Source organism: Tepidiforma thermophila (genome assembly GCF_002563855.1).
Taxonomy (GTDB): domain Bacteria; phylum Chloroflexota; class Dehalococcoidia; order Tepidiformales; family Tepidiformaceae; genus Tepidiforma; species Tepidiforma thermophila.
The window spans coordinates 1,100,606-1,116,171 of sequence record NZ_PDJQ01000001.1 but is presented as its reverse complement, the minus strand read 5'-3'; the positions used below and the strand labels follow the sequence as shown (position 1 = coordinate 1,116,171).

16 protein-coding genes are annotated in these 15,566 nt (G+C 70.6%); 7 read left to right on the top strand and 9 right to left on the bottom strand.

Annotation, left to right across the window (positions count from 1 at the left end; all coding sequences use genetic code 11):
• Positions 1–9 precede the first annotated feature (9 nt).
• Both A9A59_RS05405 and plsX read left to right on the top strand, forming a co-directional pair.
• The gene (locus A9A59_RS05405) at positions 10–777 is read left to right on the top strand and encodes a class I SAM-dependent methyltransferase (protein WP_165772525.1); all 768 of its coding nucleotides are present in this window, start codon (positions 10–12) and stop codon (positions 775–777) included.
• The gene (gene plsX / locus A9A59_RS05400) at positions 774–1,829 is read left to right on the top strand and encodes a phosphate acyltransferase PlsX (RefSeq protein WP_098503308.1); all 1,056 of its coding nucleotides are present in this window, start codon (positions 774–776) and stop codon (positions 1,827–1,829) included. Before A9A59_RS05405 ends, plsX begins: the two co-directional genes overlap by 4 nt.
• Before the next feature lie 84 nt (positions 1,830–1,913).
• Here the strand turns inward: plsX and A9A59_RS05395 are convergent, their stop codons facing one another.
• On the bottom strand, positions 1,914–2,213 hold the full coding sequence (locus tag A9A59_RS05395; protein WP_098503307.1) for a hypothetical protein: 300 nt from the start codon (positions 2,211–2,213) through the stop codon (positions 1,914–1,916).
• Positions 2,214–2,291: 78 nt separating this feature from the next.
• Complete coding sequence (locus A9A59_RS05390; RefSeq protein WP_098503306.1) at positions 2,292–3,167, bottom strand: FAD:protein FMN transferase; 876 nt, start codon at positions 3,165–3,167, stop codon at positions 2,292–2,294.
• A gap of 39 nt (positions 3,168–3,206) precedes the next feature.
• Here A9A59_RS05390 and A9A59_RS05385 point away from each other — a divergent pair, with 39 nt between their 5' ends.
• Together A9A59_RS05385 and A9A59_RS05380 are read left to right on the top strand one after the other, a co-directional pair.
• Positions 3,207–4,166 carry a diacylglycerol/lipid kinase family protein gene (locus tag A9A59_RS05385; RefSeq protein WP_098503305.1) on the top strand — a complete coding sequence of 320 codons (960 nt, stop codon included), beginning with the start codon at positions 3,207–3,209 and terminating at the stop codon, positions 4,164–4,166.
• A gap of 63 nt (positions 4,167–4,229) precedes the next feature.
• Positions 4,230–5,414 carry a thiolase family protein gene (locus A9A59_RS05380; protein ID WP_098503304.1) on the top strand — a complete coding sequence of 395 codons (1,185 nt, stop codon included), beginning with the start codon at positions 4,230–4,232 and terminating at the stop codon, positions 5,412–5,414.
• A gap of 84 nt (positions 5,415–5,498) precedes the next feature.
• Here the strand turns inward: A9A59_RS05380 and A9A59_RS05375 are convergent, their stop codons facing one another.
• Positions 5,499–7,133 carry a flavin-containing monooxygenase gene (locus tag A9A59_RS05375; protein ID WP_098503303.1) on the bottom strand — a complete coding sequence of 545 codons (1,635 nt, stop codon included), beginning with the start codon at positions 7,131–7,133 and terminating at the stop codon, positions 5,499–5,501.
• A gap of 96 nt (positions 7,134–7,229) precedes the next feature.
• Here A9A59_RS05375 and A9A59_RS14240 point away from each other — a divergent pair, with 96 nt between their 5' ends.
• Entirely contained in the window at positions 7,230–8,072 is an 843-nt protein-coding gene (locus A9A59_RS14240; protein WP_181950227.1) for a class I SAM-dependent methyltransferase, read from the top strand.
• On the opposite strand, the gene A9A59_RS05360 is transcribed toward A9A59_RS14240, so the two are convergent.
• From A9A59_RS05360 to A9A59_RS05340, 5 genes are all read right to left on the bottom strand, one after another.
• The gene (locus tag A9A59_RS05360; protein WP_098503301.1) at positions 8,065–9,450 is read right to left on the bottom strand and encodes an alpha/beta hydrolase; all 1,386 of its coding nucleotides are present in this window, start codon (positions 9,448–9,450) and stop codon (positions 8,065–8,067) included. The genes A9A59_RS14240 and A9A59_RS05360 overlap by 8 nt on opposite strands.
• A gap of 55 nt (positions 9,451–9,505) precedes the next feature.
• The gene (gene rfbC / locus A9A59_RS05355) at positions 9,506–10,069 is read right to left on the bottom strand and encodes a dTDP-4-dehydrorhamnose 3,5-epimerase (RefSeq protein ID WP_098504807.1); all 564 of its coding nucleotides are present in this window, start codon (positions 10,067–10,069) and stop codon (positions 9,506–9,508) included.
• Positions 10,070–10,079: 10 nt separating this feature from the next.
• Positions 10,080–11,120 (bottom strand): NAD-dependent epimerase/dehydratase family protein, encoded by a 1,041-nt coding sequence (locus A9A59_RS05350; RefSeq protein WP_165772524.1) that lies wholly within the window; start codon positions 11,118–11,120, stop codon positions 10,080–10,082.
• Positions 11,121–11,182: 62 nt separating this feature from the next.
• Positions 11,183–12,040: a dTDP-4-dehydrorhamnose reductase gene (gene rfbD, locus A9A59_RS05345; protein ID WP_098503299.1), complete on the bottom strand. Its 858-nt coding sequence runs from the start codon at positions 12,038–12,040 to the stop codon at positions 11,183–11,185.
• A 51-nt stretch (positions 12,041–12,091) separates the two neighbouring features.
• Positions 12,092–12,490 carry a PPOX class F420-dependent oxidoreductase gene (locus tag A9A59_RS05340; protein WP_098503298.1) on the bottom strand — a complete coding sequence of 133 codons (399 nt, stop codon included), beginning with the start codon at positions 12,488–12,490 and terminating at the stop codon, positions 12,092–12,094.
• Positions 12,491–12,607: 117 nt separating this feature from the next.
• Between A9A59_RS05340 and A9A59_RS05335 the strand changes: the two genes are divergently transcribed.
• Both A9A59_RS05335 and A9A59_RS05330 read left to right on the top strand, forming a co-directional pair.
• Positions 12,608–13,237, top strand: a complete 630-nt coding sequence (locus A9A59_RS05335) for a thiamine diphosphokinase (RefSeq protein WP_098503297.1) — start codon at positions 12,608–12,610, stop codon at positions 13,235–13,237.
• A 122-nt stretch (positions 13,238–13,359) separates the two neighbouring features.
• Positions 13,360–14,196, top strand: coding sequence for a hypothetical protein (locus A9A59_RS05330; protein ID WP_098503296.1), 837 nt, complete (start codon positions 13,360–13,362; stop codon positions 14,194–14,196).
• A 92-nt stretch (positions 14,197–14,288) separates the two neighbouring features.
• Here the strand turns inward: A9A59_RS05330 and A9A59_RS05325 are convergent, their stop codons facing one another.
• Positions 14,289–15,500: a YfiM family lipoprotein gene (locus A9A59_RS05325; protein ID WP_098503295.1), complete on the bottom strand. Its 1,212-nt coding sequence runs from the start codon at positions 15,498–15,500 to the stop codon at positions 14,289–14,291.
• Positions 15,501–15,566: the final 66 nt, after the last annotated feature.

Genomic DNA, 15,566 nt, shown 5'->3' with positions numbered 1-15,566 from the left:
ATGCGGAGGGTGCAGCACGACCCCTACGGCGCAGATGCGGCCTTCTACGACGCGATCCACGAGGGCTTCCGCGACGACATCGACCTCTGGCTGGCGTACGCGGGGCGGACCGACCGGCCGGTGCTGGAGGTTGGGTGCGGGACTGGTCGGATCGCGGTGGAGCTGGCCGCCCATGGGCACGAGGTGACCGGCATCGACCCGTCGCCGGCGATGCTGGCGCGGGCGCGGCGGAAGGCGGAGGAGCGGGGGCTGGACGTGCGGTTCATTGAAGGCCGGGTGCTGGACCTCGCGCTGGAGCCGGGGCGGTACGGGCTGATTGTGCTGCCGCTCGATGTGTTCCTCTACTGCAGGGATGGGGACGAGCAGCGGTGGACGCTGAGCGCGCTGGCCGAGGCGCTGAGCTTCGACGGCGTGCTGGCGATCGACGTGCCGGGCCCGGGGGCGTGGTTGGACCCTTCGACGAACGGGCAGCCGGTGCTGGCGTTTGCGGGGGAGACGGAGGACGGTATCAGGTTCGAATGCTGGCACGTGCACGAGGACGACCTGGCGGTGCAGGTGCGGACGCTGCGGGTTGCGTACGAGACGGTGGACGACGACGGGACGGTGCGGCGCCGGACGTCGGTGCACCGGCTTCGGTACGTGGGACGGTGGGAGATGGAGTACCTGCTGGAGGCGGCAGGGCTGGACCTTGCCGACCTGTTCGGCGATTACGACCTTTCGCCGCTGACGGGCGGGAGCGAACGAATGCTGGTGATAGCGCGGAGGAGGCCGGCATGACGAGGCCGCGGATTGTGCTGGATGCGATGGGGGGCGACAACGCGCCGGGGGAGCCGGTCGCGGGTGCGCTGATGGCGGCGGGCGTGCTGGGGGCGGAGATCATCCTCGTTGGGCGGAAGGACGCGGTTGAGCCGGAGCTGCGGGGCACGGGAACCATCCGGGATGTGCGGGTGGTGGAGGCGCCGGACGTCATCGAGATGGACGAGCATGCGACGGAGGCAGTGCGCGCGAAGCCCCTGAGCTCGATCAACGTCGGGCTGCAAATGGTGAAGCGTGGCGAAGCAGACGCGTTCGTGACGGCCGGGAACACGGGGGCGACGATGGCGGCGGCGCTGCTGACGCTCGGCCGGGTGAAGGGCATCGGGCGGCCGGCGCTGGCGACGATCTTCCCGGCGGCGGAGGGGAGGCTGACGATGCTGCTCGACGTGGGGGCGAACGCGGACTGCCGGCCGATCCACCTGGTGCAGTTCGCGCACATGGGCTCCGCGTACATGGAGCGGATGTTCGGGCTGCAGCGGCCGCGGGTGGCGCTGCTCTCCATTGGGGAGGAGGAGACGAAGGGGAACCAGCTGACGCTGGAGGTGCATCAGCTGCTGCGCGGCAGCCGGCTGAACTTCATCGGGAATGTGGAGGGGAAGGACCTGCCGCGGGGGCTGGCCGACGTGGTGGTGATGGACGGCTTCACGGGGAACGTGGTGCTGAAGACGGCGGAAGGGATTGCGGAGCTGCTGTTCACGGAGCTGCGGAAGGCGGTGGAGCTGACGCCGTGGAACAAGGCGGCGGGGCTGATCCTGATGTCGGAGCTGCGGAAGGTGAAGCGGCGGCTGGATTATGCGGAATACGGCGGGGCGCAGCTGATTGGGGTAGACGGGATTGTGGTGATCGGGCACGGGCGTTCGAATGCGCGGGCGATTTACAACGCGCTGAAGGCGGCACGGGACGCGGTGCAGAACGGGGTGCTGGAGACAATGCGGGCGGTGGGGAAGGAGGTGCCGGCGCGGGGGCAACCGGGGGGCGAGGCGGCGGCGGGGGACACCAGCGGGGAGGACTGAGCAAGAACGAGACCGGCAGCCGGCGGATGCTGCTCCGCGCGGCTGCCGGCGGCGAAACGGGCTGCCCCCGGGCGGGGGGCGCCGCTACGGGGTCACGCTGGGGCGCGGGGTCGGGGAGACAGGCACGCTGCAGGCGCGGGGATGGGTGGGCACGGGGACGACGCAGGGGCGCGGGGTGCGCGGCACGGCGCACTGCCGCAGGTGAGTCGGAACGGGGACGGCGCACGGGCGCCAGCTGGTGTCGCCGGACTGGTCGGCGACGGTTGCCGATGCGGGGGACGTGCCGACCGAAGGCAGGGACTGGGCGCTGGCCGCGGCGCCGACGGTGGCGACGGCGATACCTGCGGCGGCGACGACGGTGAAGAGGGACTTGAGGGGCTTCATGGTGTTGACCTCCGTTTGGTGGATTCACGGAGGACATCGGGGAAGGAGCGGGAGAGGAGTCACGCTCCTGTGAGATTTTTACGAAGGCCAGGCCGGGGTCGAAGCGGGTGTGCCGTCGGCGGCGAGGGCGAGGGCGGCGATGCCGCGGCTGGCGGCGAGGTCGAGACCCTCGTGCCCGCCGACCAGCACGGCCTTGGCCCAGGTCTCGGCCTCGCGGCAGGTCGGGGCGATGACGGAGACCTGGACGAAGGGCGAGGCTGCGGGAAGCCCGGTGCGGGGGTCGATGAGGTGGTGCGCGGTGCGGCCGTCGGCGGTGGTCCAGCGGCGGCGGAGGGTGGTAGAGGTGGCGAGGGCGCCGGCGACGATGCCGGACCAGGCGGTTTCGCCGGAGGGGCCCTCGACGGCGAGTTCCCAGCCGCCGCGGCCGGGGACGTCCTCGCCGATGCAGCGGATATCGCCGCCGGCGTTGACCATGGCCGGCGCCGCGGCGGCAGCGGCGAGGTGCTCGGCGGCAAGGTCGGCGGTCCAGCCTTTAACGATGCCGCCGAGGTCGAGCTGGCCTTCGCGGAGGCGCCAGCCGCTGGCCGTGCGTTCAATGGCCGCGGGCGGGCCGGGGGCCGGGAGGGGCACCGGTGCGCCGCCCGCGACGGCGCTGAAGGTGCGGTCGTAGCCGGCGGCGGCGAGTGCGGGGAGGACGAGCGGGTTGAAGAGGCCGTCCGTTGCCTCCCATGCGGCGACGGCGAGCGGGAGGATGGCGTCGAGCCAGGGGTCGGCGACGGTTTCGCCGCGGTTGAGGCGGGAGACGAGGGAGGATGGACGGAAGCGGGAGAAGCGCTCCTCCTGCTGGTCGAAGAGGAGGCGGGCTTCGAGGAAGGGGAGCATGGGGCGCTCGCCGCCGATGACGATGAGGTCGATGCCGGTGTCCATGGCGCGAAAGGATTCGATGTGCTCCACGGCTTTGCCCCTGCGGGGTGAGCATAGGAGGATCGGGGCATGGAGACGACTGACCGTCCGCCGACCGATCGACCGTACTTCATCGTTGACCCGGCCTCCGGCGGGGGCCGGACCAGAAGCCGGGTGGGGACGCTGATCGATGCGATTGAGCGGGCAGGGCTGGAGGCCGACTGCGCCTTCACGACGCGCCCGGGCGAGGGGATCGACCTTGCGCGGGAGGCCGTCGCGGCCGGGCGGACGTTCCTGGTGGCGTGCGGCGGCGACGGGACGGTGAACGAGGTGGTGAACGGGGTCATGGCGGAGGGCGCGGCCGAACGGGTGAAGGTGGGGACCATCGGCATGGGCACGGGGAAGGACATCGCGAAGTGCCTGGGCATCGGGCGGGGGGCGCGGGCGCTGCGGGCGATCGCGGAGGGGGCGGAACGCCGGGTCGACCTCGGGAAGGTGACTGCCATCGGCGAGGATGGGAGGGAGCAGGTGCGCTACTTCCTGCTGGAGGCGTCGGCCGGGTGGGTGCCGGAGATTTCGCAGTCGACGCCGCGCTGGCTGAAGCGACTGGGGGATACGGCGCCGTACGTGATGATGACGCTGGTGAAGATGCTGGGGCCGATGGGGCGTAGCTTCACGCTGCGGATCGACGGGCAGGAGTACGACGGGCGGTACAACACGGTGAGCGTGCACAACATGGAGCTCTGGGGCGGCGACCTGGTGGCAGCGCCGGGCGCGGCGCCGGACGATGGGCTGTTCGACGTGATCCGCTGGGGGGACCTTGGACGGGGGGAGGTTTTGCGGGCGGTTGCGGGGCAGCGGGCCGGCGGCACGCACCTGGAGATGGAGGGGGTTGACCGGCACCCGGCGAAGGTGGTGGAGCTTTCGTCGCCGGCACCGACGCGGCTCGACCTGGACGGGGAGCTCGGGGGCTACCTGCCGGCGCGGATTGAGGTCGTGCCCGGGGCGATCCGGTTTGCCGCGCCGCCGGGGGAGCCGGGTGTGAGGTAGCACGGGCGCGGGAGGCGGCCGTACACTGCAGGGGACAGTTCGTTCGAACGAAAGGACCCCTCAATGCGTGAAGTTGTGATTGTCGATGCAGTGCGGACTCCGCTTGGCCGGCGCGGCGGCGTGCTGAGCAAGAACCACCCGGTTGAGACCTCGGCGCTGCTGCTCCAGGCGCTGGCGAAGCGGAACAACATGGACCCGGAGATCGTGGATGACGTGATCTATGGGTGCGTCTCGGAGGTTGGGGCGCAGTCGACCAACCTGGCGCGGAACATCGTACTGACGGCGCGGTGGCCGTACACGATCCCGGGCGTGACGCTGGACCGGCAGTGCAGCTCGAGCCAGCAGGCGGTGCACTTCGCGGCGAACCAGATCGCCTCGGGCGTGCACGATGTGGTGGTGGCCGGCGGGACGGAATGGATGTCGCAGATTCCGCTGGGGGCGAACATCGGGCAGGGGCTGGGCTTCCCGTTCACGGATGCGATGCGGGAGCAGTATGACCTGAGCAGCCAGGGCATCGCGGCGGAGCGGATCGCGGAAAAGTGGGGCATTACCCGCGAGGAGGCGGACGAGTTCGCGGCCGAGAGCCAGGCGAAGGCGGCCCGGGCGCAGGCGGAAGGCCGCTTCAAGAACGAGATGATCCCGGTGCCGGGGAAGAAGAAGATCAAGAAGGAGGACGGCACCGAGGAGTGGGAAGACGCCATCATCGACTTCGATGAGGGGATCCGGCCCGGCACGACGGTGGAGGTGCTGGCGCAGCTGAAGCCGAGCTTCAAGGAGGACGGTATCCACCACGCCGGGAACTCCAGCCAGATCACGGACGGCTCGGCGGCTGTGCTGCTGACGCACCCGGAGAAGGCGAAGGAGATGGGGTGGAAGCCGCGGGCGCGGATCGTTTCGCAGGCGGTGGTGGGTTCGGACCCGGAGCTGATGCTGACGGGGCCGATTTCCGCGACGCCGCTGGCGCTGCAGCGGGCGGGGCTGACGATGCGGGACATCGACCTGTTCGAGATCAATGAGGCGTTCGCGAGCGTCGTGCTGGCGTGGAAGCGGGAGCTGAACCCGGACATGTCGAAGGTGAACGTGAACGGCGGTGCGATCGCGCTCGGCCATCCGACCGGGTGCACCGGGGCCCGGCTGTTCGCGACGCTGATCAATGAGCTGGAGCGGACGGGCGGCCGCTACGGGCTGATCACGATGTGCGTCGGCGGCGGCATCGGCACGGCGACGGTGATCGAGCGGCTGGACTGAGCCAGCTGGCGATGACGCGATGATGGCGGGGCGCTCCGGGATCCGGGGCGCCCCGCCTGTTTCGGTACGAGGAGATGCGGCGGCTCAGCGAGAGAGGGCAGCGGGCTCGGGCTGGAGGATGAACCCTTCGTAGCCGTTGGCGGCGACCTCGGCGCACTTCTGGGCGTAGGCCCCGACGCCGCCGACGTACGGCATGAAGACGCGCGGCTTGCCGGGGACGTTGGCGCCGATGTACCAGGAGTTGGCGCGGGGGTAGAGGGTGAGGTTCGCGACCTCGTTGACGTGGTTGACCCAGGCGTCTTCGGCCGCGGGGGAGGCTTCGATGGTGGCGAGGTCGCGCTCGCGGAGGTACTCGAGGCAGTCGGTGACCCAATCGACGTGCTGTTCGATGGAGACGATCATGTTGCTGAGGACGGAGGGGCTGCCGGGGCCGGTGATGGTGAACATGTTGGGGAAGCCGGCGACCTGGATGCCGAGGTAGGTGCGGGGGCCGTGCTCCCACTTTTCGCGGAGGGTGAGGCCGTCGCGGCCGCGGATGTCGATGCGGAGGAGGGCGCCGGTCATGGCGTCGAAGCCGGTGGCGTAGACGATGGCGTCGAACTCGTATTCGTCGCCGTTTTCGAGGCGGACGCCCTTCGGGGTGATGGCAGCGATGGGGTTGTCGCGGATGGAGACGAGTTTGACGTTGGGGCGGTTGAAGGTTTCGTAGTAGGCGATATCGACGCAGAGGCGCTTGGTGCCGAAGGGGTAGTCGCGCGGGCAGAGGGCCTCGGCGGTTTCGGGGTCCTGGACGATTTCGCGGATTTTCTGGCGGACGAACTCGGCGGCAGTTTCGTTGGCGTCGGGGTTGATGGCGATGTCGTTGAAGGCGCCGCCGATGGCGAAGCCGCCCATGGCCCAGCGGCGTTCGTATTCGCGGCGGCGCTCTTCTTCGCTGACGGCGAGGGCGGAGACATCGTTGAGCGGGAGGCCGGTGATGCCGGCGGACGTGGTTCGGGCTTCGGCGCGGAGCTCGGCGATCCGCTCGGCGGCGGCGCGCCACTGCTCTTCATCGAGGAAGTAGTTGTGGGCGGGTACGGAGAAGTTGGGCGTCCGCTGGAAGACGGTGAGGTGGGCGGCCTGGCGGGCGATGATGGGGATGGACTGGATGGCTGATGAGCCGGTGCCGATGACGGCGACGCGCTTGCCGGTGAAGTCGACGCCTTCGTGGGGCCAGGCGCCGGTATGGTAGGACTCGCCTTCGAAGGTTTCGATGCCGGGCACTTCGGGCGTCTTCGGCACGGAGAGGCAGCCGGTGGCCATGACGAGGTAGCGGCAGGAGTAGAGGTCGCCGCGGTCGGTGTGGACGGTCCAGCGGGCGGCGGCTTCGTCGTAGTGGGCGGCGGTGACTCGGGTGGAGAACTGGATATCGCGGCGGAGGTCGTAGCGGTCGGCGACGAATTCGATGTAGCGGAGGATTTCGGGCTGGGTGGCGTAGCGCTCGGTCCAGCGCCATTCTTTGGCGAGTCCGGGGTCGAAGGCGTACTGGTACTGGAGCGATTCGATGTCGCAGCGGGCGCCGGGGTAGCGGTTCCAGTACCAGGTGCCGCCGACGTTGTCGCCGGCCTCGATGACGCGGGCGGAGAAGCCGGCGCGACGGAGGCGGATGAGCTGGTAGAGGCCGGCAAATCCGGCGCCGACGATGATGCTGTCGAAGGACTGCGGGGCGTTCGAGGTCACGGTGCGGCCTCCTGTGAGGGGTGCGAGGATTCTGGCACCGGGTGAGGAGCGTGTCCACGGGTGCGGCAGGCCGGGAGGTTTGCGAGGATTTCGGCGATGGGCACGAAACCGGCGGGGCAGGTGACGCGGGGGAAGACGGCGCCGAACCGGCTGCGGCTGGCGGATACCTACCTGCTGGTGGCGGAGGGGGAGCGGCTGCGGGCGCTGCGGGGGCCGGCCGTTGACCTCGGGTTCGGCGATGTGCCGGTGACGACGGTGGAGCTGTTCGAGCGGCTGCGGCGGGTGAACCCGCGGGCGGAGGTGGTTGGGGTGGAGATCGACGGGGAACGGGCGGAGCGGGCGCAGGCGTTCGCGCGGGAGGGGCTCCGGTTCGTGCGCGGGGGGTTCAACCTGCCGCTGGCCGAGGGGGAGCTGGCCGGGCTGGTGCGGGCATTCAACGTGCTGCGGCAGTACGACGAGGGGGAGGTCCGGGCGGCGCTGGAGACGCTGGCACTGCGAATGGCGCCGGGGGCGCTGCTCATTGAGGGGACGAGCGACCCGTTCGGGCGGCTGGCGTGCTGGTGGATGTGGGAGCGGACGGCGGCGCAGCCGGTCCCGCCGGGTCGGTGGCTGGAGCCGCCTTTGCGGAGGGTTCGGCTGGTGTTCGGGCAGCGGCTGCGGTTCTTCAGCGAGGGGCCGCGGGCGTTTCAGCCGTACCTGCCGAAGGAGCTGATCCACCACGCGGAGCCGGGCGGCGTGCTCGACCGGTTTTTCGCGGCGTGGGAGCGGGCGTGGCTGGCGGGGGCGGGGCGGCCGGCGCGGGAGCGGTGGCGGGCATCGGTGCTGGCGATGGCGGAGCTGGCGCCGGTGGACCGGCGGCGGCGCGTGGTGGACCGGGGGCTGGCGGCGTTCGGGTGCGAGGCGGGGCCGATTGCGGAGGCGCTGGCAGCGCTCAGTTGACCCCGCCGGGGTCGCCGGGGCGGAGCGGACTGGTGAACTGGCGGCCGATATCGGTGAGGTCGCCGGAAAGGTCGTCGCCGGCGGGGCGGACGCCCTCGCGGACCCAGCGGACGAGGTCGGAGAAGGCGGTGGTGAGCTCCTGCTGCGAGAACTGGCAATGGCCGCCGGCACGGATGGCGCGCTGGACGAGGAGGTCCTGCCGGCCGGCGGCGCGGACCTTCTGGAGGTAGGACTGCTCGAGGGAGATGGGGACGAAAAGGTCGCCGGTGTTGTGGAGGGTGAGGAGCGGCGCGGTGATGCGCCCGGTGGTCGGGACGGCGTCGGGGTGGGCGTCGGCGTTGCGGGCGGCGGGGTCGGGGGCGAAGCGGCGGACGCCGGCATTCAGCTGGTCGGCGGTGATGCCGAGGCCGGGGTCGATGGCGTAGACGTGGTCCTGGTTGGTAGCGGCGCGGGTGACGAGGAGCCGGCGCCCGGGGTCGACCATGGCGAGGCCGAAGTTGACGAGGTACTGCTCGGCGAACCCCTCGGCGAAGAATGGGCGGGGGCCGCCGGTGAGGTACTTGATGGCGGAGGCGAACTGGCGGCCGGCCTGGGTGGGCGCCTGGGGCGTGCCGAGGCGGGCGGGCAGCCGGGTGAGGAAGATGGAGGTGAGGTCGGCGCCGGGTTCGCCGATTGGGAAGGTGAGGCCGGAGAGGTATTCGGCGAGGGCGACCCAGGAGACGAAGTAGTCGATCTGTTCGATGCCGCCGAGGGCGCCGCAGAGGGCGAGGGCGCCATCGTATTCGCCGGCGTGGTGTTCGAGGGCGAGGGCGACGACGTTGCCGCCCATGGAGGCGCCGACGAGGTAGGTGCGGTCCGGGCGGCCGAACTCGGCTTCGAAGTGGCGTTTGAGGGCGAGGGTATCGTCGGCGCCGATGCCGGGGACGTAGCCGTTTTCGCTGTAGCTGCTGGCCGCCCAGGCGAATCCGCTGGCGATGAGGAATTCGCGGAGTGCGCGCGGCGGGTTCTGGACGGCGACCTCGGTGCCGAAGCCGGCGAAGCCGTGGGCGAAGAGGACGAGTTCGCCGTTCCAGTTCTCGGGGACTTCGATGCGGTAGGCGGCGCGGCCGAGGATGCCGTAGCTGGCGCGGGCGCCGGGGACGGGGTCGAAGCGGGGGTCGGCGATGGTGGTGGCGACGCCGGCGCTGGTGCCGAGGGGGCGGTAGCCGGCGGCCGGGGAGGGGGAGGGTGCAGGCGACGGCGGCGCGGGGGATGGTTCGGCCTTCGCTGCGGGCGACGCTGCGGCCGGGGTATCGGCGGGCGGGGCGCTCTCGCCGGAGCAGGCAGCGATAGCGGCGAGGAGCAGGAGGAAGGGGAGGAGGCGAAGCGCGCGGGACATGGGGGAAAGATACCGCCGGCGTCAGCTGGGCCGGGTCAAGCCGTGAGCGCGCGACTCAGGCGGAGCGGTAGTGGAAGGCGGGCTTTTCGAGGTACTGGCGGAGGCTCATGCCGTTCTGGTCGCGCTGGGAGAGGACGGGGTTCTTGATGGGCCAGTCGACGCCGATGTCGGGGTCGTTCCAGGCGACGGTGCCTTCGGAGGGAGGGCTGTAGAGGCCGGTGCACTTGTACTGGACCTCTGCGGCATCGGTGAGGACCTGGAAGGCGTGGCCGAAGCCCTCGGGCACCCAAAGCTGGCGCATGTTCTCGGCGGTCAGTTCGATGGCGAAGTATTTGCCGAACGTCGGGGAGCCGACGCGGAGGTCGACGGCGACATCGAGGATGGCGCCGGCGGTGCAGCGGACGAGTTTGCCCATGGGGGCGGTCATGTCCTGGTAGTGGAAGCCGCGGAGGACGGCTTTGCCGGAGCGGGAGTGGTTATCCTGGACGAAGTTCGTGGGGAGGCCGTGCTCGCGGAAGCGCTGCTCGTGGTAGACCTCGATGAAGAAGCCGCGCTCATCGCGGAAGTAGTCGGTATCGATGACCAGAACGCCTTCGAGCGGCGTTGTGGAGACGTGGATGTCCACGGGCTTACTCCTCCTCGAACGGTTCGAAGATGCGGTTGGAGGCCTGGTAGGCGGGGCGGACCTGTTCGAGCAGCTGCATCCAGGCGATGTTGTAGTACTTCGGGTGGCCGAGCTGCTCGACGGGGACGTTGCGGAATGCTTCGATGAGCTCGGCGACGGCGTCGGCGGCGGTGGTCGGGAGCTGGATGCCGAGGCGCTGCTTCAGCTTTTCGCCGGAGCAGCGGTAGTTGCGGACGAGGTTGGGGAGGGGGCCATCGACGAGGGCAACGGGCTGACCAAGGCGGACGAGGGCGGCAGCGACGACTTCGGCGAGCTGGCGGATCTGGTAGTTATCGCCGACGACGTTGAAGATTTCGCCGGCGACGAGCTCGGAGGGGGCTTCGAGGACGGCGATGTGGGCGTCGGCGAGGTCCTGGACGGAGACGAGGGGGCGCCACATGCGGCCGCCGCCGTGGAGGATGAGGCGCTGGCGGACGAGGGCATCTTTGACGAAGGTGTTGAGGACGAGGTCGAAGCGCATGCGCGGGCTGAGGCCGAAGACGGTGGCCTGGCGGAGGATGACGGGCTCGAAATCGGGACCGGCGTGGGCGAGGAGGGCCTGTTCGGAGTAGCGCTTGGAGGTGGCGTAGGCGCCGCGCGGGGCGAGGGGGGCGTTTTCATCGAGGAGGGTTTCGGCGTCCGGTGCGCCGTCGTAGAGGGAGCAGGAGGAGCCGAAGACAAGGCGGCGGACGCCGGCGGCGATGCACTGGCGGGCGATGGTATCGGTGGCGGCGGCGTTCATTTGCCAGTTGGCTTCGGGGCTGAATTCGGCGGTTGGGTCGTTGGAGAAGCCGGCGAGGTGGTCGACGGCATCGATGCCGTCGAAAACGCCCTCGGGAAGGCGGCGGATATCGGCGTTGACGAGTTCGACGCCGGGTTCATCGGCGTAGTGGGGGAGGCCCCAGAACATGCGGTCGACGACCCGGACCTGGTGGCCGCGGGCGAGGAGCTTCGGGACGAGGACGCTGCCGATGTACCCGGCGCCGCCGGTGACGAGGATGCGCATGGGGCCTCCGACCGGGCCATGCGTGGCCCGCATGGTGGTGGATGGTACGGAAGGTGGCGAATTCAGGACAGGCCGCCGTGCTTTTCGCGGAGGTAGCGTTCGAGGCCGAGGCGCCAGTGGCGCAGGCGGGGGACCCGTTCGGAGCCGAGGACGCTGTAGAGCGGCCGGCGGACGGGACCGCCGAATTCGGCGGTGGTGGTCGGCTGGCAGTCGGGCGCGATGCCGCGGAGTTCGAAGATGGCGCGGGCGAAGTCGTACCAGCTGGTTTCGCCGTCGGCGGCGAGGTGGACGGTGCCGCGGAGCCCATCGCGCAGGAGCGGGAGGAGGGCCTCGGCGATCTCGGCGGTGTTGGTGGGCGCAGTGATCTGGTCGGCGACGACGCGGATGGGCTGGCCTTCGCGGGCGAGGCGGAGCATGGTTTCGACGAAGTTGCCGCCTTTGCCGGCGGAGCCGGCGAGCCCGTAGAGGCCGGAGACGCGGACGACGAGGTGGTCGGGGTTGGCGATGCGGACGGCGTCTTCGGTGGCGATTTTGGCGGCGCCGTAGATGTTGAGGGCGCGGCGGGCATCGGATTCGAGGTAGGGAGTGCGCTTCTCGCCGTCGAAGACGTAGTCGGTGGAGAACTGGACGACGGCGGCGCCGGCTTCGCGGGCGGCAGTCGCAACGTTCCAGCCGCCGACGACGTTGACGGTCATGGCCGTGGCCGGGTCCTGCTCGCAGCGGGGGAGGTTGTGGAAGGCGGTGGTGTTGATGACGAGGGCCGGGCGGGCCTGTTCGACCAGGGCGCGGACTGCGGCGAGGTCGGTAACGTCGGCGTCGGCGCGGGTGGCGGGGAGGAGGTCGATGCCGGGCTGGCCGCGCCAGCAGCGGACGATATCGGAGCCGAGCTGGCCGTTGGCGCCGAGGAGGAGGATGCGCATGGCTCCCGATGCTAGCGGGCGCGGGCACCGGGAGCCAGCGGGGCGGCTGCGTCAGCCGCTGACCTGGACGTTCTCAGGCTGGATGCGGAAGATGACGCGCTGTTCGCCGGGCTGGCGGAAGGGGTAGCGGTCCTGGCCGAGGTATTTCTTCGCGAGCTTATCGATGTGGGCGTCGGCGCCGTCGTGGGTGCGGGCAATAACGCGGCCGCGGACCTGGATGTAGCGGTAGGGATTCTGCTGGTCGGCGACGGAGATCGCGACACGGCCGTCGCGGGCGAGGTTCCGGGCTTTGACGCGGCCCTCGGCGGTGTTGACGAGGATGGTGTCACCGTCGATATCGACCCAGACCGGGGTGACCTGGGGCGAGCCGTCGGGCATGAGGGTGGCGAGGTGGCCGAAGTTCGGTTTTTCGAAGAGGTCGCGGTGAGACGCGGGGATGGATGCAGGCATGTGCGGGGCTCCTTACAGACGATGTGGACGTTACCGGTTCGACGGTAGCAGCGGGTCGGTTGCGGGTACAACCATGCGGGGCTCGCGCGGTTGCCCGCCGGCGGGTTGAATGGAGGCATGCGGGCGCTGGTGATTGCCCACGGGGAGCCGCCTTCGGCGGGGCTGCTGCAGGAGCTCGCGGCGGCGGCGGACCTGGTGGTGGCAGCGGACGGCGGGGCGCTGGTCGCGCTCGATGCGGGCATCACGCCGGACGCGGTGGTGGGCGACCTGGACACCATGGACCAGTTTCCGGAGGCGCCGGTGCCGCGGGAGCGGTTCGTTCGGGACCCGGACCCGATGACGACGGACCTGGAGAAGGCGGTGCGGTTCGCCCTGAAGCGGGGGGCGGAGCGGGTGGATGTGGCGGCGGCCGGCGGGGGGCGGGCAGACCATGCGCTGGCCAACCTTTCGGTGCTGGTGGTGTTCCGGGACCACGAGGTGGTGCTGCACGACGACCTGTTCGAGGTGTGGCTCGTACGCGGCCGGACGGAGGTGCGGGGCGAGCCGGGGACCGTGGTGTCGCTGATTGCGCCGGGCGGCTGCCGTGGGGTGACGACGCGGGGCCTGCGCTGGGAGCTGGAGGATGCCGACCTGCCGTTCAGCCCGCGGGGCGTGCACAACGAACTGGTGGGGGAGCGGGCGGAGGTAGAGGTCCGGGAAGGTGTCCTGCTGGTCTTCCGGGGGCGGTGGGTGGAGCGCCACCGATAGGCCGGGTAAAGGTCTCCTCACCGCGAGCGCGACACCCCGTCACCCCCGGGGAGGCTGGCGCCATGGTACAGGTGAGCGGCGGACGAACCGCCGCAATCCTCTCTGGATAAGGAGCAGACGAGATGAAGTTTTCGATTCGGGACAGCCGGCTGGTATCGGTCGGTGTCGCCAGCGTGATCGCGGTCGGGGTGATCGGCTTCGGGAGCGCCGCCTTTGCGCAGGAGGGCGGGACGCCGACGCCGGCGCCATCGACGCAGGACGGCGGCAGCGGTGCGCTGGAGGGCTGCGAGCGCGGGCTCGGGCTGGGGCTGGCGATTGGCCACCTGCTGAAGGGCGTCGGGCTGACGCCGCAGGAGATTGCCGACGGCAAGGCCGCCGGGCTGACCTGGGGGCAGATCCTCGACCAGTACGGCGACGTGACCGCCGCAGAGGCGAAGCAGAAGGCGCTGGATGCGCTGAAGTCGAAGCTCGACCAGGCCGTGGCCAACGGGCGGCTGACGCAGGAGCAGGCCGACCAGCGGCTGGCTGACGCGGGCGCGAAGATCGACGAGCTGCTGAACTCGAAGCCCGGCGACCACCTCCCGGGGAAGGGGAAGGGGTTCGGCATTCCGCGGGGCGGGGCGAGCCTCGAGACGATCGCCGGCGTGCTCGGGACGGACGTCGAGACGCTCCGGAGCCAGCTGGCCGAGGGGAAGACGATCGCCGAGATCGCCGGGGACAAGACGCAGGCGGTGATCGACGCGCTCGTAGCCGAGGCGAATGCAAGGATTGACGAGGCAGTCGCGAACGGGCGGCTGACGCAGGAGCAGGCGGACCAGCTGAAGACGAAGACCGCTGAGATGATCACGAAGTTCGTGAACGAGGGCGGGCCGCTCAAGAAGTTCGGGAAGGGCTTCGGGCGCGGCCGCCACTGGGGCGGGATGACCGCGCCCTCGGGCTCGAGCCAGCCGACGCAGTAGCGCGCAGCAGGTTCCCCCTGGAGCGCCCGGGCGGGCGCAGCGAGGCCCCGGCAGAATTGCCGGGGCCTTGCCGTGCGCCGGGGGACGCGGGCTCAGTTGGGGATGGTGACGCCGGGGTCGGGGTAGGTTTTCTGGTCGGCGTTGCCGGGGAAGGCGACGGTGGGCATGGTGGGCGCGATGTACTGGTCGAGGCAGACGTTCCGGTAGGTGACGCCGTAGCGGGTGGTGGTGCCGGAGCACCGTGGGTCGTTGTGGCCGGAGACGATTTCGCCGAACTGGGTTGCGACGAAGGCGCCTCGGATGGGGTTGCGGAAGGCGTACCAGGCGGCTTCGAGGCGGCGGGTGTTGCCGGTTTCGCCGGTGGGAATCCAGGTGGAGATGTCGTAGGCGGTCGCGTTCTCGCCGGGGGTGTAGAGGGTGGTGGCGCCGCAGATGGTCCAGCCGAAGTCCCAGGACCAGTCGGGCTCACCGGGGGCGGAGTACCACTGTTCGCAGCCGATGCCCTGGGCGATAGAGGTGGCATCGCAGACGGCGACGATGGGGCGCTGGTCTTCCTCGGGGAGGGCGATGATGCGGCGCGGGACGCGGGAGCCGCCTTCGGATGCGGGGCGGGGGTCACCGGAGTTGTACCAGCCCTGCCAGAAGGAGACGTTTCCGGAGGGGTCGCGGGCCCAGACCTGGTAGGAGTGGTAGCGGGCCATGCGGTCGAGCGGGTTGGAGGCGGCGTGGACGCGGAAGTAGATATCGACGCCGTTGAGGCGGGTGCTGAAGCCCTTCATGGCGGCGTGTTTTTCGGCGTTTTCGGCGGGGGAGGTGTTGAATGGGCCGGAGAAGGAGACGGTGTAGCCGGCGGCGGCGATCCAGGCGGGCGGCTCGTCGCCGTGCTCATGGCCGGTGTAGCAGGGTTTGCCATCGGGGCCGGTGACGACGGGCGGGTGCCAGCGGTCCATGGGTTCGCCGCAGCGGCCGACGGCGCCGGAGGACGGGGGCGGGGTGGCGGAGCGGGTGGGCGTCGGCGTAGGGGTACGCGTCGGAGTCCGGGTGGGCGTCGCGGTGGCGCTCCGGGTGGGGGTCGGGGTGGCGGCCTGCCCTTTGCAGTTGAGGCGGACCTCCCGGGTGTTGACGCGGGAGACGGTGAGGCGGGTGCCGCCTTCGCAGCGGACAGTGAGGGATTCGCCGGGGGCGAGGGTCGCGGTGCTGGAGCCGGCCGCGGCGAAGGAGAGCCCGAGGGCGGCGACGACGAGGGCGGCAGCGAGGACGGCGACCCGCCAGCCGGCCCGGAACGGTGCGGTGATGCGTGCCATAAGGAACCTCCGTAGGGGCGCATCTGCAGATTCGGCCGGGGAAGGTTGCCGTTCGACCGCCGGGCG